Annotated in this window: 24 protein-coding genes; 8 read left to right on the top strand and 16 right to left on the bottom strand. The window is 63.7% G+C overall.

The window, feature by feature from the left end:
* Position 1: 1 nt before the first annotated feature.
* Positions 2-529 (top strand): response regulator, encoded by a 528-nt coding sequence (locus tag EJB06_RS19885; RefSeq protein WP_126075752.1) that lies wholly within the window; start codon positions 2-4, stop codon positions 527-529.
* Between the two features lie 207 nt (positions 530-736).
* Here EJB06_RS19885 and EJB06_RS19880 read toward each other — a convergent pair whose 3' ends face one another.
* The 4 genes from EJB06_RS19880 to EJB06_RS19865 all read right to left on the bottom strand — a co-directional run bounded on the left by EJB06_RS19880 (position 737) and on the right by EJB06_RS19865 (position 4,806).
* The gene (locus EJB06_RS19880; protein ID WP_126075827.1) at positions 737-2,080 is read right to left on the bottom strand and encodes an ATP-binding protein; all 1,344 of its coding nucleotides are present in this window, start codon (positions 2,078-2,080) and stop codon (positions 737-739) included.
* 96 nt (positions 2,081-2,176) lie between these two features.
* Positions 2,177-3,067, bottom strand: coding sequence for a M90 family metallopeptidase (locus EJB06_RS19875; protein ID WP_126075751.1), 891 nt, complete (start codon positions 3,065-3,067; stop codon positions 2,177-2,179).
* A 79-nt stretch (positions 3,068-3,146) separates the two neighbouring features.
* The gene (locus EJB06_RS19870; RefSeq protein WP_126075750.1) at positions 3,147-3,899 is read right to left on the bottom strand and encodes a glutathione peroxidase; all 753 of its coding nucleotides are present in this window, start codon (positions 3,897-3,899) and stop codon (positions 3,147-3,149) included.
* Positions 3,900-4,194: 295 nt separating this feature from the next.
* Complete coding sequence (locus tag EJB06_RS19865) at positions 4,195-4,806, bottom strand: winged helix-turn-helix domain-containing protein (protein ID WP_126075749.1); 612 nt, start codon at positions 4,804-4,806, stop codon at positions 4,195-4,197.
* Between the two features lie 340 nt (positions 4,807-5,146).
* On the opposite strand from EJB06_RS19865, the gene EJB06_RS19860 reads away from it, so the two are divergent.
* The 4 genes from EJB06_RS19860 (at position 5,147) to EJB06_RS19845 (ending at position 7,947) form a co-directional block, all read left to right on the top strand.
* Entirely contained in the window at positions 5,147-5,425 is a 279-nt protein-coding gene (locus EJB06_RS19860; RefSeq protein ID WP_126075748.1) for a collagen-like protein, read from the top strand.
* A gap of 238 nt (positions 5,426-5,663) precedes the next feature.
* On the top strand, positions 5,664-6,683 hold the full coding sequence (locus tag EJB06_RS19855) for an OmpA family protein (protein ID WP_307720463.1): 1,020 nt from the start codon (positions 5,664-5,666) through the stop codon (positions 6,681-6,683).
* Between the two features lie 70 nt (positions 6,684-6,753).
* Positions 6,754-7,683: a YihY/virulence factor BrkB family protein gene (locus tag EJB06_RS19850; RefSeq protein WP_126075826.1), complete on the top strand. Its 930-nt coding sequence runs from the start codon at positions 6,754-6,756 to the stop codon at positions 7,681-7,683.
* A gap of 78 nt (positions 7,684-7,761) precedes the next feature.
* The gene (locus EJB06_RS19845; protein ID WP_126075746.1) at positions 7,762-7,947 is read left to right on the top strand and encodes a hypothetical protein; all 186 of its coding nucleotides are present in this window, start codon (positions 7,762-7,764) and stop codon (positions 7,945-7,947) included.
* Between the two features lie 191 nt (positions 7,948-8,138).
* Here the strand turns inward: EJB06_RS19845 and EJB06_RS19840 are convergent, their stop codons facing one another.
* The 5 genes from EJB06_RS19840 to EJB06_RS19820 form a co-directional block, all read right to left on the bottom strand.
* Complete coding sequence (locus EJB06_RS19840; protein WP_126075745.1) at positions 8,139-9,398, bottom strand: lipoprotein-releasing ABC transporter permease subunit; 1,260 nt, start codon at positions 9,396-9,398, stop codon at positions 8,139-8,141.
* A gap of 6 nt (positions 9,399-9,404) precedes the next feature.
* Positions 9,405-10,325, bottom strand: a complete 921-nt coding sequence (locus tag EJB06_RS19835; RefSeq protein ID WP_126075744.1) for a polysaccharide deacetylase family protein — start codon at positions 10,323-10,325, stop codon at positions 9,405-9,407.
* A 126-nt stretch (positions 10,326-10,451) separates the two neighbouring features.
* On the bottom strand, positions 10,452-11,696 hold the full coding sequence (locus EJB06_RS19830) for an AI-2E family transporter (protein WP_126075743.1): 1,245 nt from the start codon (positions 11,694-11,696) through the stop codon (positions 10,452-10,454).
* A gap of 66 nt (positions 11,697-11,762) precedes the next feature.
* Positions 11,763-12,077: a BON domain-containing protein gene (locus tag EJB06_RS19825; RefSeq protein WP_126075742.1), complete on the bottom strand. Its 315-nt coding sequence runs from the start codon at positions 12,075-12,077 to the stop codon at positions 11,763-11,765.
* 55 nt (positions 12,078-12,132) lie between these two features.
* Entirely contained in the window at positions 12,133-12,681 is a 549-nt protein-coding gene (locus EJB06_RS19820) for a hypothetical protein (RefSeq protein WP_126075741.1), read from the bottom strand.
* A gap of 209 nt (positions 12,682-12,890) precedes the next feature.
* On the opposite strand from EJB06_RS19820, the gene EJB06_RS19815 reads away from it, so the two are divergent.
* From EJB06_RS19815 to EJB06_RS19805, 3 genes are all read left to right on the top strand, one after another.
* Positions 12,891-13,352 (top strand): outer membrane lipoprotein, encoded by a 462-nt coding sequence (locus tag EJB06_RS19815; RefSeq protein ID WP_126075740.1) that lies wholly within the window; start codon positions 12,891-12,893, stop codon positions 13,350-13,352.
* 79 nt (positions 13,353-13,431) lie between these two features.
* The gene (locus EJB06_RS19810) at positions 13,432-13,584 is read left to right on the top strand and encodes a DUF3309 family protein (RefSeq protein WP_126075739.1); all 153 of its coding nucleotides are present in this window, start codon (positions 13,432-13,434) and stop codon (positions 13,582-13,584) included.
* A gap of 70 nt (positions 13,585-13,654) precedes the next feature.
* Positions 13,655-14,017, top strand: coding sequence for a hypothetical protein (locus EJB06_RS19805; RefSeq protein ID WP_229427170.1), 363 nt, complete (start codon positions 13,655-13,657; stop codon positions 14,015-14,017).
* 39 nt (positions 14,018-14,056) lie between these two features.
* Here the strand turns inward: EJB06_RS19805 and EJB06_RS19800 are convergent, their stop codons facing one another.
* From EJB06_RS19800 to EJB06_RS19770, 7 genes are all read right to left on the bottom strand, one after another.
* Complete coding sequence (locus EJB06_RS19800) at positions 14,057-15,211, bottom strand: patatin-like phospholipase family protein (RefSeq protein WP_126075738.1); 1,155 nt, start codon at positions 15,209-15,211, stop codon at positions 14,057-14,059.
* Between the two features lie 207 nt (positions 15,212-15,418).
* Positions 15,419-15,799, bottom strand: a complete 381-nt coding sequence (locus EJB06_RS19795) for a hypothetical protein (protein ID WP_126075737.1) — start codon at positions 15,797-15,799, stop codon at positions 15,419-15,421.
* Between the two features lie 26 nt (positions 15,800-15,825).
* On the bottom strand, positions 15,826-16,212 hold the full coding sequence (locus EJB06_RS19790; RefSeq protein ID WP_164557972.1) for a phage holin family protein: 387 nt from the start codon (positions 16,210-16,212) through the stop codon (positions 15,826-15,828).
* Positions 16,213-16,230: 18 nt separating this feature from the next.
* Positions 16,231-16,569, bottom strand: a complete 339-nt coding sequence (locus EJB06_RS19785; RefSeq protein ID WP_126075736.1) for an ElaB/YgaM/YqjD family protein — start codon at positions 16,567-16,569, stop codon at positions 16,231-16,233.
* 54 nt (positions 16,570-16,623) lie between these two features.
* Positions 16,624-17,163, bottom strand: a complete 540-nt coding sequence (locus tag EJB06_RS19780; RefSeq protein WP_126075735.1) for a ferritin-like domain-containing protein — start codon at positions 17,161-17,163, stop codon at positions 16,624-16,626.
* A 53-nt stretch (positions 17,164-17,216) separates the two neighbouring features.
* Entirely contained in the window at positions 17,217-18,152 is a 936-nt protein-coding gene (locus EJB06_RS19775) for an OmpA family protein (RefSeq protein ID WP_126075734.1), read from the bottom strand.
* A 120-nt stretch (positions 18,153-18,272) separates the two neighbouring features.
* A complete protein-coding gene (locus EJB06_RS19770; RefSeq protein WP_229427169.1) occupies positions 18,273-18,611 on the bottom strand; it encodes a DUF4398 domain-containing protein in 339 nt (112 codons plus the stop codon).
* Positions 18,612-18,692: the final 81 nt, after the last annotated feature.

The raw sequence follows: 18,692 nt of genomic DNA, 5'->3' as shown, positions 1-18,692 counted from the left end.
GATGCGCCGCATATTATTGGTCGACGATGAAATCAACGTCCTCAACGCACTGGTGCGGGCCATGCGCCAGCACCTGGACATTCCCGACCTGCAGATCGAAACCTATACCGATCCCTTCGACGCGCTGACGCGCTGCGCCGAGGTGACCTTCGACGTGGTGATTTCGGACTTCCGCATGCCGCAGATGACGGGCGTGGAGTTCCTGCACGCGATCATGGAAGTGGCGCCCGACACGGTGCGCATGATCCTGTCGGCCTCGACCGAGTTCGAGACGGTGATGAGCGCCATCAACGAGGCGCAGGTGTTCCGTTTCATCCCCAAGCCGTGGCAGGTGGGCGACCTGCGCGAAAACATCCGCCTGGCGCTGGAATACCGCGATACGCTGCACGAACAGCACGCGCTGGCCGACAAGCAAAGGGTGCAGGAAGGCACCATGAGCCGCGAAGAACTGGCCAAGCGCAAGATGGAAGAGGAAGAACCGGGACTGCTGAAGGTGAAGTGGGGGCCGAACGGGGAAATCATCATGTAGCGCGTCGGCCCGCCGCACCCGCCCCGCCCGCGGGAACCCAAGTACGCGCTGATGCCACGAGCGGCCCAACGAACTTGGGTTCCCGCCTTCGCGGGAACGACGGGGGCGGCGGAAACGACGGGGCGGCGGGAACGACGGGGCGGCGGGAACGACGGGGAGGTGGGAACGACGAGGCGGCGGGAACGACCGGACGCTGGAAACGCGCCCCTATCCCTGCGGCGCCGCGCCCGGCGGCAGCACCGGCAGGCGCACCGTGAAGGTGGTCCCCTCCCCCGGGGTCGAGGCGACGTCGATCCGTCCGCCATGCTTGTTGACGATCCCGTACGACAGCGACAGGCCCAGCCCGGTCCCGCTGCCGACCGGCTTGGTGGTAAAGAAAGGCTCGAAAATCCGGTTCAGGTGTTCCTGCGCAATGCCGCAGCCGGTATCGCCGATCGCCACCCATACCCAGCCATCCTGGGCCCCGGTGCGGATCGTGATCGTGCCCTTGTCCTTGATCGCGTGGCCGGCGTTGACCAGCAGGTTCATGAACACCTGGTTCAGTTGCGACGCCAGGCAGGTGACCGGCGGCAGCTGGCCGTACTGCTTGTCCACCGTGGCCTTGTACTTGATCTCGTTGGAGACGATATTCAGGGTGCTGTCGAGCCCGTGATGCAGGTCGGCCACCTGCCATTCGTTCTCGCCCACATGCGAAAAATCCTTGAGCGCCTGGACGATATCCTTGACCCGCTTGAGCCCGTCCATCGATTCGCGGATCAGATCGGTCGCGTCTTCCTGCAGGAAGGCCAGGTCGGCGCTCTTGCCGATCTGGGCGATGCGGCTGCTCAGGGCTGGCGGCGGGCTGTGCGCGGCGATCGCGGCATCGTACTCGCGCACCACGCCGAACAGGGTCGCCACGTATTTCTGCAAGGTGCCCATATTCGAATTGACGAAGCCGACCGGATTGTTGATCTCGTGCGCGATGCCGGCCGCCAGCTGGCCGATCGAGGCCATTTTTTCCGATTGCAGCAGCTGGTTCTGCGCTTCCTGCAAGCGTCCGATCAGCAATTGCTGTTCCTGTCCCTTGCTGTAGAGCGCCTCTTCCATGGTCTTGCGAATCGTGATGTCGGTCAGCGAGCCGATCACTTCGAGCGGCGCGCCCTGCTCGTCGCGGATCAGGCGCAGGGTGTCGTGCATCCACAGATAGGCGCCGTCGGCCGCGCGGAAGCGGTATTCGTAGGCGCGCTGGCCCTCGACGAACACCAGCGCCAGGCTGGAAAAGATGGCCGGGGCGTCGTCCGGATGAATATGGTCGAACCAGAAATTCGGATCGGCCACCATGTCCTCGGGCCGGTAGCCGAGCACGTTGTAAGCGTTGTTGCTGACAAACGTCATCTTGAAGTCGCCGCTGGGCACGGTGCAATAGATGATGGCCGGGGTATTGTCGATCAGGTACTGCAGCCGCACCAGCGGCGAAGCGGCGTCGGCGGCCGGCGCGCGCGCCGCGGCAGGCGCGCGCGCCGCGGCAGGCGCCGTGTCGGACGCAAAGGACTCGAATTCCTCGAACTGCATCGCCATGATCGATCCCGTGGGAAAGTGCTTCAGGCGATTATGAACGAGTATTCATGCGCGCGCTAGCAGGCGCGCGCTAGCAGGCGCGCGCCGCTTTCAGCGCCACTGTCCGTATACGGTGCCGTAGGAGGCTGGCGGCTCCGGTTCGTCGAACTGGGGCTCCGGCGCGGGCGGCGCCAGCCAGTCGCGCGGATCGACCCGGTAGTATTGCTGGAACTGCTCGTAGAGCGCGGCGTGGCGCTCGGCCATCTGCCAGGGCTTCTCGAAAAACGTTTCGGTGGCGACCGCGAAAAACTCGGCGGGATTGACCGCGCCATAGTGGTCGAGCACGCTCTGGCGGTGGAACATGGCGTCGTGGCGCAGGTTGTTGAAGTCGCGCGAGAGCACTTCCGACCAGTTGCGGTAGCTGCCCGGATGGCCGAGGAAAGGCGCGCCGTTGTTGCTGCCCGACTCGCTGTCGAGCTGGTGCGCGAATTCGTGCAGCACCACGTTCTGGCCGTCGGTCCAGTCGCCCGCGCCGCGCTGGACGTGGTCCCACGACAACACGACGCGGCCGTCGCCCCACGATTCGCCCAGCAGTTCCTGGCGCGCCGGATGGACGATGCCGGCTTCGTCGGCATGGTTGCGCGGCACCAGGAAGGCGCTCGGGTAGACCAGGATGGTGTTCAGCTTGCGGTACACGCGGGTATAGCGGCCCAGCAGCAGCAGGCAGGCCTGGCCGGCGATGGTGACGCGCATCTCGTCGTCCACCTCCAGCCCTTCGCAGCCGACGAATTTTTTCTGGAACAGGAATTGCTGCACCAGCCGCTGCAACTGCGCTTGCAGCTCGGGCTGCATATTGCGATAAATCGGGATATTGTGCTCGAGAATGTCGAGCCACGCGGGCGGGAACGGCTGGGCCAGCGCGCGCTTGAGGCGCCAGCCGGGATAGCCCATGCCGAGCCCGATTGCCACCACGATGGCGGTGGTCCAGAACAGCGCTTCCATCTTGATCCTTGTCGGGTGCCTGTCGAAAACGAGGGGGCCGCGCCGCTGCGGCGCGGCGGCGCAGGGCGTGCGTCCCGGCTTATGCCGGCTTTGCGGCGCCGAAGTAGGCGTCGACGGCGTCGGCGTTACCGATCAGCTTGCCGCCGATGAATACCTGCGGCCAGGTCGACTGCCCGGAGACCGCGCGCAGCACGCTGGAATTGATCTTGCGGTCCTGCACGATTTCGGTGAAGGCCAGGCCGTGCGCCTTGAGCGTGGCCTTGGCGCGCGCGCAGTGCGGGCAACCGGGCTTGGAAAACACCACCACCGGATCGGGCACCTGCACGTCCGGATGGATATACCGCAGCATCGTTTCGGCGTCCGAGACGTCGAACGGGTCGCCTTCCTTGTCGGCCTCGATGAAGATCTTTTGAATGATGCCGTCCTTGACCAGCATCGAGTAGCGCCACGAGCGCATGCCGAAACCCAGGTTGCGCTTGTCGACCAGCATGCCCATGCCTTCGCTGAAGTCGCCATTGCCATCCGGGATCACGGTGATGTTCTCGGCATCCTGGCCGACCTTCCACTCGTTCATCACGAAGGCATCGTTGACCGAGATGCAGACGATCTCGTCGACACCGTTCTGCCTGAACACGGGCGCCAGTTCGTTATAGCGCGGCAAATGGGTGGACGAACAGGTGGGCGTGTAGGCGCCGGGCAAGGAGAACACGACGACGGTGCGCCCCTTGAACAGTTCATCGGTGCTGATGTCTTTCCACTGGTCGTTCGGCCTGGCCTTGAACGTCACATGGGGTACGGGCTTGCCTTCCAGCGATTCTGGCGTCGGTAACATGGCGATCCTTTGGGTGAGTGGACGGGACGAGCGAACGTCCCCGCACCGCCACAAGTGGGGCTGGTCCAGGGGTTTTCAATTGGGGACAATGACAGAAAAACAGCAGGCGCGCCGAAACGCACGCAATCCCGAATGGGAAGGCGAAGGCCGGGCAAGGGACGAAGCCCAGGGCAGGCGCCGGGGGCGATACCGGCCTGGGCCGGTCCTGCCTGAAAGGAAGATGGCGCGAGCGGCCCCTGCCCCGCGCCCCGGCCCGAAGGGGGACGCCGGTGCGGCGGAGCCGCTCAGCGCAGGATCAAGCCTGGTCTTTGGCCGACGGTGCGGCGCCGAACAGGGCGGCGACCAGCGGATCGCGCGCCACCGGGCTGCGATTGACGCGGATGGCATAGTGGGTATCGTCCGCCAGGATGTGGAAGTGGCGGCCCGTGCCTGCCATGCTCTGCTCGCGCAGGCCCGGACGTTCCTTGCGCGGGGCGGCGCCTTCGCGTTTCGGCTGGACGATCGCGGCCAGGAAGGCCTTGACCCGTTCCGGATCCGGCGAAATCTGGTACACGGCCTTGCCCAGGTAGGTGGCGGTGCCTTCGATATAGCGCGCCAGCTCGATCACGCCCGCTTCGCGCAGGTCGCGGATGTATTTACGCGCACCGGACGGCGAAAACTTGAGGAACCAGGCGATCTCGTCGGCCAGCATTTCGTGGGTCGACAATTCGCCTATCAGTTTTTGCATGTTTTCGATGCGGCGCTGGGTGGCCGAGGTCGAACGCACGCGCTCGATCGGGGCCATGGAGATCGGGGCGCGCTCGGCCGGCTGGGGCGCGACGCGCTCGATCAGCGAAGAATTAGCGTTGGTGTGCAATGTGGTCTTTTCGCCTTGGGCCGCATTGTGGTGCTGTGTCGGTGCATGCATGTCGAGTACTCCATGATAAGAGATTCATTTGGTCCGGAACCGGCTCATGTCGTTTGACAGCCTGACAATCATTTGGTTCCGCACAACTTGAGTGCAAGATTGCCTGCGCGGCGCACGACGGTCTGTGCGCCATCGAACATTTCGCACAATTTACTTCCTATGGTCATCTTTTCATCGTTGCAATCTTGATGACGAGCGCGGCTGTGTGCGTTGGCGTACAGATTCCAACAAAACAAGGCCGTATTCTGGCCTCGTTCGCACAAATTCGTGTGTGCAATGACTTTCACTGACGTTCAGTCTGAATGCCGCCGGCACCAGACACATATAAAAGGAAACCACCATGAAAACGACTCTCCTGGCAGCACTGCTGGCAATCGCCGGCCTCACCGCATGCGAAAAAACCACCGTCAACCCACCGCCGACGGTGGTTACCCCGACCGTTGAAGTGCCTGTGGCAGTTCCTGGCCCAGCCGGCGCCCCTGGCGCTCCGGGCGCACCAGGCGCCGACGGCGCACCGGGCGCGCCTGGCGCACCGGCCGCTCCAGCCCCGATGGAAGCACCGAAGGACGACGCTGCAAAAACCGACACCACCGTTGTCGTGCCGGAAAAAACCAACTAACAGCCGCGCCCCGCTGTTTTGCGCGACCACTCGCGCCGCACCAGGTTCGCCTGGTGCGGCGCGATTTTTCTTGGCATTCGCACAAATTGTTGTATTAAAAAGACAAGCCAGGAATCCGGGTGCGCTATCGAACGGTTGCATTGAACTCCGCCGCTTAATCTCAAGTCGAACGTCACACTGCTTGATCCGGTGATGACAAGTTAACTGACCCATCGAATAGGAGTTCCCTGTGAACAAAATGAGAAAGACGGCCCTCGCGGCGGCACTCATGTGCGGCGCCTCGCTGGCCATTGCGCAAGACATCAATCCCTCGTGGTATCTCCAGCCCAGCGTCAACGCCTTCCGGCCCGACAAGGATTTCGGCCTTGACGAGCGCGACTACGGCGGCGGCCTCAGGATAGGCAAGCCGCTCTCCGAGATGTGGGACGTGCAGATCGGCGCGACCCATGCGCGCAGCAAGGAAGGCCGCGCCAGCTATCGCCAGACCCTGTTGGGCGCGGACGCGCTGCTGATGCTGTCGCGCCAGAATTTCCGTCCCTTCTTGCTGATCGGCGTCGGCGCCGAGCGCGACCGGGTCGACAATCCGCTGCGCCGCGTCAGCAAGACCTCGCCCTACGCCACTGCCGGCCTGGGATTCCAGGTCGGCCTGGGCGAGCAGTGGTCGATGCAGGCCGACCTGCGCACCGTGCGCGGGCGCCTGCGCGCCGACGAGGCCTTCGGTTTCGGCCGCAGCAACAATAAATACCTGACGATCGGCTTCAATTACGCCTTCGACAAGCCGGCCCCGCCACCGGCGCCGACGCCGCCGCCGGCCGTCACGCCGCCGCCCGAGCCGGCCGCACCGCCGCCGGCGCCGCCGCCAGCGCCGCCGGCACGCTTCGAAAAGATCACCTTGACGGCCACCGAGCTGTTCGCCTTCGACAGCGCCACCCTCAACGTGACCCAGACCCGGCTCGACGAGATCGCCGCCGCCCTGCTGGCCGACCCGAGTATCACCGACGTCGACATTACCGGCTATGCGGACCGGCTCGGGTCCGAGCAATACAACCTCAAGCTGTCGGAGCGGCGCGCGAATGCGGTACGCGACTACCTGGTGGCCAAGGGCATCGACGGCGCGCGCCTGAAAGCCTACGGCAAGGGCGAAGCCAATCCGCTCGTCACCTGCACCGAGAAAAACCGCGCCGCCCTGATCAAGTGCCTGGAACCGAACCGGCGCGTGGAAGTCGAGCAGATCACGATCGAGCGGCGCGTCCCATAAGCACGGGCGATAGCCTGTTTTGCGGGGGTGCTGGCGCCCCCGCCTGAATGTCGGAAGGAAGATGATGATGATGGAAGTAAAGGAATGGGCCCCGTACTCGAAACAGCTGGTCAAGGTGATGCGCTGCGCGGTGACCGAATGGTTTGCGCACCGCGCCGCCAGCAAGGGTGCGGCACTGGCTTTCTACACCCTGTTTTCGATGGCGCCGATCCTGGTGCTGGTGATTGCCATCGCCGGCTTTTTTTACGGGGCCGACGCGGCCCAGGGCCAGCTGATCAACGAGCTCCAGGGGCTGGTCGGCAAACAGGGCGCGGAAGCGATCCAGCTCATCCTGGCGGGCGCGCGCAACAAGGAAAGCGGCATGTGGGCCACCATCATCGCCACCGGCCTGCTGCTGTTCGGCGCGACCACGGTGTTTTCGGAACTCAAGGACAGCCTGGACGAGATCTGGTCGGTGCCGGCCTCGACCGACGCGACCTGGTGGGACATCCTGCGCACGCGCCTGCTGTCGTTCGGGCTGATCCTGGTGCTGGGATTCTTGCTGATGGTGTCGCTGGTGGTCAGCGCCGCGCTGGCCGTGCTGGAAAAGTACATGAACGGCTTGTGGAAGGATGCGGCGGTGCTGCTGTCGTGGATCTCGTGGGCGATCAGCTTCCTGGTCATTGCGGTGCTGTTCGGCGTGATCTACAAGATGCTCCCGCGCATCAAGCTGTCCTGGCGCGACGTGACCATCGGCGCGCTGGGCACGGCGGCCCTGTTCACTTTGGGAAAATACGCGATCGGCCTGTATATCGGTAACAGCGGCGTGGCCAACAGTTTCGGCGCGGCCGGCTCGATGATCGCCCTGCTGCTGTGGGTGTACTACTCGGCGCAGATCTTCTTCCTGGGTGCGGAGTTCGCGCGCCAGTATGCGCTGCAGCTGGGCAGCCTGAAGCACAAGCCCGATGCGGTCACGGGCGGCGGGCAGACCGCGGCGCCCAAGGTGACGCGGATTCGCTGACGGGGGAGACGTTTGCGCCGCTACATGCGAAGTCCGACCGCTACGATCGATGGATCTGTGAAAATCCAGTTAACATGTATGGATATCTCCCTCATCGATCGCGTCCTCGCTTTGATCGGTTTCGCACTGACGCCATGGCAGCTCTTCCGCACCAGGACAGCGGCACAGGCTGCACGACAGGCTGCGGATGAAGCAGTATCAGCCATCCGCTCGCTTGAAGCCATTACGAAGATGCATGATATTTCCAGCAGGTCGAGAGAATGAGAATTCGGACGTGCCATTTGTCGCTTTTGGCATGTACGGACCTCAAGGGACAGTAATCGATTCCTGGCATGTGGACGAATTCGATGCGGACTACGCAGAAACGATTGAGCCATACAGATCTGCGAACCGGCATGCACAAGGCGTTCCGGCACGCCTGAAAGAACTTGCAGGGCGATGTAGGCAATCGAGATTTACTCGTAGCGCAGCGACTCCGCCGGATTGGTGCGCGCCGCCCCGTAACTCGGATACAGGGTCGCGAAGAACGACAGCGCCACCGACACCCCGCCGATCATGAGGATATCCTGCCATTGCGGGTCGGACGGCACCGAACTGAGGAAATAGATTTCTTTCGACAGCAGCTTGCTGCCCAGCAGTTTTTCGACCACCGGCATGATCATATCGATATTCATGGCCACCAGGACGCCCGCCGCCACCCCGGCCGCAGTCCCGATCACGCCCACCAGCGCCCCCTGCATCATGAACACCGCCATGATCGAACGCGGCGAGGCGCCCAGGGTGCGCAGGATCGCAATATCGGCCTGCTTGTCGTTGACCTTCATCACCAAGGTGGACACCAGGTTGAACGCCGCCACCGCGATGATCAAGACCAGGATCAGGAACATCATGCGCTTTTGCGATTGCAGCGCCGCGAACCACACCTCGTTCTGGCGCGTCCAGTCGCGGAACATCAGCTGCGAGGGCATGCTGTCGGCCAGTTCGCGCGCCACCTTCGGCGCCTGGTGCAGATCATGCAAACTCAGGCGCAGCCCGGACGGCAGGGCCAGTTGCTCGACCGCGCGCGCATCGTCGATATGCACCAGCGCCACGCTGGAATCGTAATCGTTGTGGCCCACGTTGAAGGAGCCCTTTACCGTGAACACTTGCCGGCGCGGCGTCCAGGCCGTGGCCGCCCCGCCCTGCGGCGCCACCAGCAAGGACAATTTATCGCCCGGCTTGACGCCGAGTTTGCTGGCCAGTTCGTAGCCGAGCACGATATTGAAGCTGCCCGCCTGCAAATCGTCGAGCTTGCCGTCCTTGACGCGCTCGGCGATGCTCGACACGGTCTTTTCGGCGGCCGGCAAGATGCCCTGCACCACCACCGGGCGCATGGTGTCGTCGTACAGCAGCATGCCCTGCAGGGTCACGAAGGGCGCGCCGCCGGACACGGCCGGATTGGCGCGCGCCTGCGCCAGGGTCTGCTCCCAGTTCGGCAGGCCGCCGCGTTCGTCGATCACTTCGATGTGCGGAATCATCGACAGCATGCGCGCCGCCACTTCCTTCTGGAAGCCGTTCATCACCGACAGCACCACGATCAGCGCGGCCACGCCAAGGGCAATGCCGCTCACCGAGATCAGCGAAATGACTGACAGCATCGGATTGCGTTCGCTGCGGCGTTGGGCGCTGGTGTAGCGCAGCGCGATCTGTAATTCGTAAGGTAAATTGGCGAGCATGTAATCCTAGTGTCCTTGTGCGGTCAGGCGGCCGATATCGGCCTCGCCATCGTCTTGCAGGCGTTTCTTGTCGAACTTGTCCATGCCGAGGCTGCGCGCCATCGACAGCAGCAGGCTTTGTCCGTGGGCGGCGTGTTGCGGCGCGAACTGGTAGACCGGGTCTTCGAACGCCGTGGCCGGCGCCACGATGGTCCAGCCCATGTCCTTGAACATGCCGATCACGTCGTCGAGAAACAGCGCGTTGATCAAATTATGGTGCAGCAGGATGACCTGCGCAATCTCGCGTCCCTGCAGCCGCTGCGACAGATCGCGGTAGGCCAGCGCGCGCTCGCGCACGTGCGCCAGGTAGGCTTTCTTCAAGGGCGCCAGGTCGGCCTTGCTGTCTTTCGCCAGCGTCTCGCCCAGGTGCTGGTCGAGGCGCCAGTCGCTGGTGTCGAGGCTGACATGCGCATTGCGGTAGCCCTGCGCGCCAAGGAAGGAGCGCATGCCGTCGCGTTTTTCCGGCGTGCCGCCTTCGCGCAGATAGGTGTAGCGAAACCATTTCTGGTAACCGGGCAAGGGAGCGATGATCTTGTCGCAGTCCAGCACTTCCTGCTGGTATTGCGCCAGGCTGACCTTGGCGCCATCGAGGTCGGGATGAGTCATCGTGTGGTTGCCGATGGCGTGCCCCGCCGCGCCCCAGGCACGCGCCAGCGCCAGGCCCTCGGGCTTGTCGGCGCCATTTCCGCAGGTAACGAACAGCGCGGCCTTGACCCGGTGCCTGGCCAGCGCGTCGAGCATGGCCTGGTTGCGTTGCTGGGGCGTGAGCCGTGGCGTTTCCGCCAGCGAGGGACCGTCGTCGAAGGTGAAGGCGACCGTCTGCGCAAACGCCGCGCCGGCGAACAGGCCGCAGCACAGCATGAGCGCGAGGTTTTTTAACTGGAGCATGAAGCGCGCTTGTGAATTGTCGATCTGCAAGCCTAACATACGGCGGCGCGGGCGCAAAGGCATGCGCCCGCCGCCCGCTTACTTGCCCGCTTACTTGCCCGCTTACTTGCCCGCTTACCCGCCCGCTTATTCGCCCAGCAGCTCGGCCAGCACTTCCATGCCTTCGACCCGCTCGGCCACGACCTTGATCATCACCACCACCGGCACGCCGAGCAGCAAGCCCCACATGCCCCACAGCCAGCCCCAGAACAGCAGGCTGACGAACACGGCGGCCGCGTTCATCTTGGCGATCTTGCCGGTCATCCAGGTGGCGATGACGGTGCCGACCAGGGTGGCGATGGCGAGCGAGGCGCCGGCCACCAGCAGCACCATTTCCAGCGATTCGAACTGCATGAAGGCAACCAGGCCCGTCAGCGCGGTGATCAGGAGCGGGCCGAAGTACGGCATGATGTGCATCAGGCCGGCGAAAATCGCCCAGGCGCCCGCGTTTTCCAGGCCGATGGCGCGCAGGGCGACCCACATCAGCAGCGCCAGCAAGGTATTGGTCACCAGCAGCATGAACATATAGTTCTGGATCGAGGTGTTGATGTCGTCCAGGATGTGCACCGTGACCTTCTTGCGGCTCAGCGACGGCCCGGTCAGCTTGACCAGCTTGCGCTTGAAGGTGTCGCCGGCAAGGAGCAGGAAGAACACCAGGAACACCACCATGGTCGCCTGCGTGACGAAGCCGATGAAACCCATCGAGCCGGCCAGCACCCAGTCCATGATCTTGAAACTGCCTCCGGCGGCGGCGGCGGCCGGCATCGCCTTGCGCGTCGAGGACTTTTGCCCGCCCACGCTGGACGTGGCTTGCTCGATCTGGGCGGCGGCGGCCTGCATCTGCTGGATCGTGCTGGGCTGGCCGCCGCTGGCGCGCGTCAGGATGCGCGTGACCTTCTGGGTAATCGTCGGCAATTCGTCGATGATGTTGAAAAACTCGCCCTGCACCCGGTTCAGCACCCCGCCCATCAGGACCAGGATGACCACCGTGACGATGGTGGCGCCGATGGCGCGCTTGATGCGCAGGCGCCGTTCGAGGAACAGCACCAGCGGGTTGAGCGTGTAGGCGATGAAGATCCCGAGCAAGAGCGGGACCAGGAATTTTTGGGCCCATTGCAGCGCGTAGACGAAGGCGATGGTGGCGATGATGCCCAGCGCCAACCCGCGCGCATTGACATGGATCGGCAGGCGCAAGGTCTGGGCCGCATGGGCCGAGAATGGGTCGTGATGCTCCGCGCCGGGAGCGGCGGGGGCTGCCTTGACGGCGGCGCTCTCTGCGGAAGGAGAGGGATTGTCGTTGGCGGGTGCCGGAATCGGATCTGCAAGCTGCATAAAATCTTCACATTATAGGGCCGGCCCCGCAGGCCGGCCACTGCGGGCCAGCCTGAAGAGCTCAGCTTACTTCACACGTACGTCGTTCTTGACCGATACTACACCCTTCACGCCACGCGCCACGTCGGCAGCTTTGGTGGCATCGGCCGGATCGGCCACGAAACCGGACAATTGCACGTCGCCCTTGAAGGTTTCGACGTTGATTTCCGACGCTTTCAGGGTAGGCTCGTTGAAGATCGATGCCTTGACCTTGGCGGTGATCACGGTGTCGTCGATAAATTCGCCGGTGCCTTCCTTGGTGGCGGTCGAAGCGCAACCAGCCATGGTGGCGACGAGGGTTGCGGCAAACAGCATGCTCGACAGACGTTTTGCGATGTTCATGGTGGACTCCTTGGTGGTGGTAAAAAATGCTCAAGATGAGCTGTTGTAGTACGGCTTACTTCCCGTACTGCGATTTCGCGGCCGAGACACAGCTGTCCTTGACCGCACCGGCAAACGCATCGCACTTTTCGAGTGCGACTTTGTACTCGGCCGTTCGTTTGTCGTCGCGCGCATCGGTGCGCGCTTCGATGGCTTTCTTGTCCGCCCTGGCATCGGCCTGGGCCGCGATCAGGGTGGCTTTCGCCTGCTGCACGCAGACATCCTTGTCGTTGCCGGTCAGCGCCTTGCACTTGACCTTGTCGAGGTCGAAGTTGGCCGAGGCGATCGTCAGGCGCGACTGGGTGTAGGCTTTCAGCGTGTTCTTGTAGATGGCGCTGGCTTCTTCCACGGCGCGCACGCGCGCTGCCTTGGCTTCTTCCACGCACACTTCTTTCGGGTTACCGGTGATGACGTCGCAGCGCGCGCGCTGCGCCTTGTAGGTGGCGGCGGCCGCCTCCTTGGCCTGCTTGTAGGCGGCCTTCGCTTCCGGCGTGGCCGCGCTGGCGGACAGGACGGCAGACATCAGGACGGCGCCGATCAGGGCAGGGGTGACTACGTGTTTCATCTTGCTTCTCTCCGGTGACAATACATCGCTGAGTACCGTTTTACGGGAAGTGCCGACGAACATCTGTTCGCTGGCGAACACAGCGTGATTAGTGGCAAAAACCCAACAGTTAGAGGCAAACCCGGCTGCTTGGAAATGGGTGCGGCAACGCACAGACCCGGCCGTGCTTGGTGATTATGCTGGCTCTACACTTTTGTCAGGAGAACAACATGAAATCGACTCAGACTATCGCAGCACTCGTTGTCGCCACCACCGCCCTGCTGAGCGGCTGCGCCAGCACCTCGTCGCAGCCGGTCTATAACGGCGGCTACGACAACCCGGCCACGGCATCGGCCGGCTACGGCACCATCGAATCGATCCAGGTCACCCGCGCCGACGGCCAGACCAACGGCACGGGCGCCGTTGTCGGCGGCCTGGTGGGCGCGCTGGTCGGCAACCAGGTCGGCAGCGGCAGCGGCCGTACCGCAGCCACGGTCGCGGGCGCCGTCGGCGGCGCCGTGGTCGGCAACAAGGTCGAAGCCAACCGCAACCAGGGCAACGGCCAGGACATGTACCAGATCAACGTGCGCATGCAAAACGGCGAAACCCGCACCGTCGTGCAGGACAGCGTGTACGACCTGCGCGTGGGCAACCGCGTGCGCCTGGTCGACGGCCGCGTCTACCGTTACTAATATTGTTGCAGTACCCCCACCACTTACCATAAATCACGACCTGCACAGACAGATCGACAACACTTAAAGGAGTACCACCATGGGTACCATTCTTCTCGTCATCCTCATTCTCGCGCTGATCGGCGTTCTTCCAACCTGGAACCACAGCCGCAGCTGGGGATACGGCCCAAGCGGCATCACCGGCCTGATCGTGGTGGTGCTCATCGTGCTGCTCCTTACCGGGCGCCTGTAAAAGTCGACCACCGGCGCCGCGTGCGCCGGTTTTTTTTGCCCCACCATAGCCAAGCAAAAAAGGAGCTGCCATGCGCAAGCCCGAAACGATGACGATGCAAGCGGCACTGGCCGCCGCCTGCCTGATGGCGATGGGCCTGGCCCACGCCCAGATGCCCCAGACCTCGACCGACCAGAACGTGCCGGCCGCCACCGCGCGCCAGCAGGCGGCGGAAATCGCCCGTGGCGACCCGGCGCGCTGGAGCCAGGAAGACACCACCGCCGAGGCGCGCCTGCGCACCCTGCGCAAGGAAATGGGTGCGGCCCTGCAGGAAGCCCGGGGCGCCTGCCGCGCCCTGCCGGCGCCCGAGCGCAGCGCCTGCAACAAGGAGGCGCAGGCGAACTACCAGAAAGACATGGCCGGCGCGCGCGCCCAGGCCGCTGCCGGCGGCTGAGCCACCCGGCATGCCGGCGCGCGCCGCCGGCAAGCGGGATCACGCCGCCGCGGCGACCCAGTCATCTTGTTCCGGCGGCAATTCATGCACCACCACGGCTGTTTCTTCAGCCACCATCACCAGCCAGCCCGCGTGCCTGAGCGCGCGCAGCGCGTCGCGGTAGCCCTGCTCCCAGCGCCATTCGATCGACCCCCTGGAAAAATTCACGTCCTTCGAGGCCATATGCCAGTCGTGCCCGGCATACGGAATCCGCACGATGTGCAAGGTGGCGTCGCAGCCGAGCGCCGCCAGTTCGCGCCGGTCGGCCTCGGTGCGTTCGGCCTCGGGCATGCGCGCATAGATCTGGCGCAGCTTGTGCTGCAAGGCATGGGTGGCGCTGTAGTCTTCGATATGGCGTTTCGAACGCGAGGCGTAGGTCACGTCTTTCTGGCGCGTGTTGACCTGGTCCATCGTGACCGGCTCCTCGCCTTCCGCGCTCCACAGATCGACCATGAAGCAGATGGTGTCGCCGCCGGGCAGCTCGCGCAGCACCGATTCGAGCGGGGTGTTCGAATACAGGCCGCCATCCCAGTACAGTTCGCCGTCGATGCGGACCGGGGCGAAGGCCGGCGGCAGGCTGCCGCTGGCGCGCACATGGTCGGCGCACAGGTCCCCGTTCTGGCTGTCGAAATGCGCCAGTTCGCCGGTGCGCACATTCACGGCGTTGACCGTCAGGCGCATGCCGCCGTCTTCGTTCAGATAGTCGAAGTCGACCAGTTCCTCGAGCGTCTCGCGCAGCGGCAGGGTGTCGTAGAACGAGGCTTCCTCGGGCGCGACCGTCATCCCGAACGGAAAGCCGCTGAACAGGCGCGGCTTGAAAAAGCCCGGCACCCCGCGCATCACCGTATCGAAGGTATTGAGCCAGATATTCGAGCGGCGCTGGCGGTCGTCGACCCGGGTCATGTCCAGCGTGTCGGGATGCGAGACGCGGTCCCAGAAGGCCTTGACCTTTTCCAGCCGCACCGATTGCTCGTTACCGGCGATCAGGGCCGCATTGATGGCGCCGATCGAGGTGCCCACGATCCAGTCCGGCACCAGATTATGCTCGTGCAGCGCCTGGTAGACCCCGGCCTGGTAGGCGCCCAGCGCGCCGCCCCCTTGCAGCACCAGCACGATGCGCAGCTTGTCGGGATTGAGCTTGTTTATGTCAGTCATAGGATCGCCGGAAATAAAGGAGGAATGCGGGATGGAGGAAATCGATCGCGAACGAATCGAGTATAGATGAAAACGATGTCAGCAAAAAAAGACGGCGCCGAATCCGAAGATTGCGACGCCGCTCAAGCCCCACCATATTTTTCCGTTCTTATTGCAAGGCCGGGTTCGCTTGCCCGGCATGGTCACAACTGTCTTACGGGTCCCGCGTCACAGGTTTTGCAGCTGTCCCGTGCGGCGCCGCTGCAAGTACCACGCCAGGCCGCCCAGCACCGCCGCCACGCCGAGCGCGGGCTTGACCAGCCGGCGCCGCGAGATGAAGCCGATGATGGTCGCGGCGTACGGCATGATCGAAGCGACGCTGATGCCGGTCGGATGCAGCACGCTGTCGATGCGCGAGCGGACCGCAAAGGTCGCATGGTCGAGCGCCGAGTGAAACAGCACGTCGGGACGCGCATCGTGCTTGATGCGCGCCTTGGCGTGGGCAATCCCGACCCGGTAGAAGTCGCCCTGGCGCAGCAGGCGGGCCTTGCGTTCGGCCAGCGAATCTTCCGTCCCCGGCGTCTTTTCGAGCCCGATAATCTTATCCATCGTAATCCTCCCGTCTGAAAATCCGCTTAAAGCAGCATGTCGCGATCGTTCTTCAGTTCATTCATGGTCTCGGGGAAAGCCAGCTTGTTCTCCTTGAGCATGGCCTTGGCCTTGACCACGAGGCCGATCGTCACGACAATGAACACGGCAAACATCAGCAGGAGGATCTTCCAGCCCATGCTTTCCCAGGCAAGCGCAACGATTGTCGCGGTGCCGTAGGCCAGCGCAAACATCGCGCACAGCACTGCCAGCGAAAACACCACCAGCAATTCGAGCAGATGATTGCGCACTTCGGACAACTCGAGGGCCGCCAGTTCCACGCGCGACACCACGAGTCCGAAGACATTTTTTGCCAGCCCTGTCAGGCCGCCCATCAGGCCGGGGCCATGTACTGCTGCTGTCGTTTTGTCCATGGCTTCTCCCGGCGTGAATTATTTGCGGCCCAGGATCACACCGACCAGCAGGCCGACGCCGGCGGCGGCGGCGATGGTGCGCCATGGGTTGTCCTTGACATAGACATCGGCGGTGTGCGCCAGTTCCTTGCCTTTGACGATGGCTTGACCTTGCACTTGCGATGCCTTGCCCAGCGCCACGTCCAGCATTTCCATGCCGCGTGCGCGCATGTCTTCGGCTTTCTCGCCGGTCAGTGCGGCCGCTGCGGAGAGCAGGGTCTGGGCATCCTTGACCAGGGTCTTGACGTCGGTCTGCACGGCGTTCACGTTGCCGTTCAGGTTGGAAGCGCCGTTCGTGCGGGTAGTGGTATCTAACATGATGAACTCCAGTGGTGGGTTGAAAAAAGTCTGTAAGTGTTACCGTTTTTGCTCTTAGTGAGCCAGCAGGTCGCGCATGTCGTCCGCGTGCTCTTCTTCGACCGCCATGATGCTGATCAACAGATGCTTGGTGGTCGGGTCCTTGTCGCCAATGGCGGCAATCATTTGCCGGTACGACTCGATCGCCACGCGTTCGGCGATCAGGTTGGACCGGATCATCGCTTGCACATCGTCCGAATCGTCGTACTCGGCATGGCTGCGCGAGGTCAGCGTGGCCGGATTGAAATTCGGCGAACCGTTCAGCTGGACGATGCGTTCGGCCAGCTGGTCGGCGTGCTCCTGCTCCTGCTGCGCATGCTCCAGGAATTCGGCCTTGATCGGGCCGTTGCCCACGCCGCTGACCGTGTAGTAGTGGCGCTTGTAGCGCAACACGCACACCAGTTCGGTGGCCAGCGCGTCGTTCAGCATATTGATGACCGCTTCACGATCGGCCGCATAGCCGTCCGTCACGGCGCCGTCGTCGAGGTTGGCGGCTGCCTGGCGGATGGCCTTCACGTCGAATCCGTGCGCCAGTGGCTTGGTATTGTCGTCCATGGTGTTTCCTTTACTGTGTTGACGTCTCGTTATGCGTGGTGCGAAATCGGGTATTAACGGCGCGGCGCGATGGCGGCGTTTTCGTTCGACAGCACGATTTCCACGCGACGGTTCAGCTGGCGGTTGCCGGCGTTATCGTTCGGCGCGACCGGGAAGGCTTCGCCATAGGCGCGCATGGCGACGCGGTCGCGCGCGACACCCATCTCGACCAGGGCGGCGCGCACGGAAGCGGCGCGTTTTTCCGACAATTGCTGGTTATGCGCGGTGCTGCCGGTACTGTCGGTAAACCCTTCGACCAGCACGGTGCGGTTCGGGTTCTGTGCCAAGGCATCGGCCAGCTTGCGCAGGGTGGCCTGGCCGTTCGCGGTCAGGTTGGCCTGGTCCACGCCGAACAGCACGTCGCCGATGGTGATGATCAGGCCGCGTTCGGTCTTCTTGGCTTGCAGGTCGGTCATCAGCGCTTCGAGCTGGGCTGCGCGGGCCTGGGCTTCGCGGGTCTGGGCTTCGGCGGCGGCGACCTGGCCTTGCGCGGCGGCAGCCTGGTTCTGGGCGGCGGCGGCATCGGCGGCGGCGCGCGCGGCGGCGGCCTGGGCGGCGGCGGCATCCATCTTGGCGCGGTCCGCTTCGGCGGTACGCGCTTCGAGACGCACGGCATCGCGCTCTTTGCCGGAAGCGGCGATATCGGCTTCAGCCTGCTTCTGCTTGGCTACTTCCTGTGCGGTGGCGATTTTTTGCTTGGCCAGGTAGGCCAGCTTGTCGATCTGCTCCAGGCTGTCCTTGCGGGCGGCGGCGGCATTGGCTTGCTCCAGCGCTTCGCTGGCCTGCTTGAATTCCAGCGGGGCGAAGGTGGCGACGCGCGAATTGTTGTTGGCGGCGACGAAATCGCCACGGGCCTGGTCCAGCAATGGGGTGGTGGTCGGTACGCTGCTGCAGGCGCCCAGTCCGAGGACGGCGGCGAGGATGGCGGTTTTGATCAGAGTATGTTTCATGGGGGTAGGTCCTTTTCTTGTCATGGCGCCGGGGGCGCGGAGTTCAATCGTTTTCTTGTGCTGTCGGTGCTGCTCTGGGTGCTGCTCCGGGTGCTGCTGTGCGCGGCGTACCGCCTGTTGTTATTGTTGTGGCTTGTTGGCGCGGTCGACTTCTTCACGCAGCACGCGCAGGTCGTCCTGCAGGGCATTGGCGGCGGTGGTGGCCTTGGCCGAACTGGCCTTGCTCTGGGCCAGCTTGGCGTCGGCCTGGGCCTGGGTCGCCAGTTCGCGCGCCAGCTTGTAGTCCTTGGCGGCCAGCGCCTGGTTCGCCTGCATCATCTTGGTGCGGGCGGCATTGATCTCTTCGGGAGCCAGGTCGGCGGCGCCGGCGCTGACGGCGTTTTCGACAGCGTTCTTGGACACGGCAACATCGGCGGTGGCCGGCGCTTTTTGCGAACTGGCGCAAGCGACCAGTGTCATAACCAGTGCAGCGCAAACAACTTTACCGACTTGATTCTTGATTTGTGCATTCATCGTGTTTCTCCATGAGGTGTAGTGATG

Origin of the sequence: Massilia atriviolacea (genome assembly GCF_003953935.1) — a bacterium.
GTDB classification, from domain to species: Bacteria; Pseudomonadota; Gammaproteobacteria; order Burkholderiales; family Burkholderiaceae_D; genus Telluria_A; species Telluria_A atriviolacea.
This window is presented reverse-complemented; position numbering and strand designations above follow the sequence as displayed.

Coding starts and splice junctions, on each gene's coding strand:
- EJB06_RS19885 (WP_126075752.1), top strand. CDS start 2: ATGCGCCGCATATTATTGGTCGACGATGAAATCAACGTCCTCAACGCA.
- EJB06_RS19880 (WP_126075827.1), bottom strand. CDS start 2,080: ATGCAGTTCGAGGAATTCGAGTCCTTTGCGTCCGACACGGCGCCTGCC.
- EJB06_RS19875 (WP_126075751.1), bottom strand. CDS start 3,067: ATGGAAGCGCTGTTCTGGACCACCGCCATCGTGGTGGCAATCGGGCTC.
- EJB06_RS19870 (WP_126075750.1), bottom strand. CDS start 3,899: ATGTTACCGACGCCAGAATCGCTGGAAGGCAAGCCCGTACCCCATGTG.
- EJB06_RS19865 (WP_126075749.1), bottom strand. CDS start 4,806: ATGCATGCACCGACACAGCACCACAATGCGGCCCAAGGCGAAAAGACC.
- EJB06_RS19860 (WP_126075748.1), top strand. CDS start 5,147: ATGAAAACGACTCTCCTGGCAGCACTGCTGGCAATCGCCGGCCTCACC.
- EJB06_RS19855 (WP_307720463.1), top strand. CDS start 5,664: ATGAGAAAGACGGCCCTCGCGGCGGCACTCATGTGCGGCGCCTCGCTG.
- EJB06_RS19850 (WP_126075826.1), top strand. CDS start 6,754: ATGGAAGTAAAGGAATGGGCCCCGTACTCGAAACAGCTGGTCAAGGTG.
- EJB06_RS19845 (WP_126075746.1), top strand. CDS start 7,762: ATGGATATCTCCCTCATCGATCGCGTCCTCGCTTTGATCGGTTTCGCA.
- EJB06_RS19840 (WP_126075745.1), bottom strand. CDS start 9,398: ATGCTCGCCAATTTACCTTACGAATTACAGATCGCGCTGCGCTACACC.
- EJB06_RS19835 (WP_126075744.1), bottom strand. CDS start 10,325: ATGCTCCAGTTAAAAAACCTCGCGCTCATGCTGTGCTGCGGCCTGTTC.
- EJB06_RS19830 (WP_126075743.1), bottom strand. CDS start 11,696: ATGCAGCTTGCAGATCCGATTCCGGCACCCGCCAACGACAATCCCTCT.
- EJB06_RS19825 (WP_126075742.1), bottom strand. CDS start 12,077: ATGAACATCGCAAAACGTCTGTCGAGCATGCTGTTTGCCGCAACCCTC.
- EJB06_RS19820 (WP_126075741.1), bottom strand. CDS start 12,681: ATGAAACACGTAGTCACCCCTGCCCTGATCGGCGCCGTCCTGATGTCT.
- EJB06_RS19815 (WP_126075740.1), top strand. CDS start 12,891: ATGAAATCGACTCAGACTATCGCAGCACTCGTTGTCGCCACCACCGCC.
- EJB06_RS19810 (WP_126075739.1), top strand. CDS start 13,432: ATGGGTACCATTCTTCTCGTCATCCTCATTCTCGCGCTGATCGGCGTT.
- EJB06_RS19805 (WP_229427170.1), top strand. CDS start 13,655: ATGCGCAAGCCCGAAACGATGACGATGCAAGCGGCACTGGCCGCCGCC.
- EJB06_RS19800 (WP_126075738.1), bottom strand. CDS start 15,211: ATGACTGACATAAACAAGCTCAATCCCGACAAGCTGCGCATCGTGCTG.
- EJB06_RS19795 (WP_126075737.1), bottom strand. CDS start 15,799: ATGGATAAGATTATCGGGCTCGAAAAGACGCCGGGGACGGAAGATTCG.
- EJB06_RS19790 (WP_164557972.1), bottom strand. CDS start 16,212: ATGGACAAAACGACAGCAGCAGTACATGGCCCCGGCCTGATGGGCGGC.
- EJB06_RS19785 (WP_126075736.1), bottom strand. CDS start 16,569: ATGTTAGATACCACTACCCGCACGAACGGCGCTTCCAACCTGAACGGC.
- EJB06_RS19780 (WP_126075735.1), bottom strand. CDS start 17,163: ATGGACGACAATACCAAGCCACTGGCGCACGGATTCGACGTGAAGGCC.
- EJB06_RS19775 (WP_126075734.1), bottom strand. CDS start 18,152: ATGAAACATACTCTGATCAAAACCGCCATCCTCGCCGCCGTCCTCGGA.
- EJB06_RS19770 (WP_229427169.1), bottom strand. CDS start 18,611: ATGACACTGGTCGCTTGCGCCAGTTCGCAAAAAGCGCCGGCCACCGCC.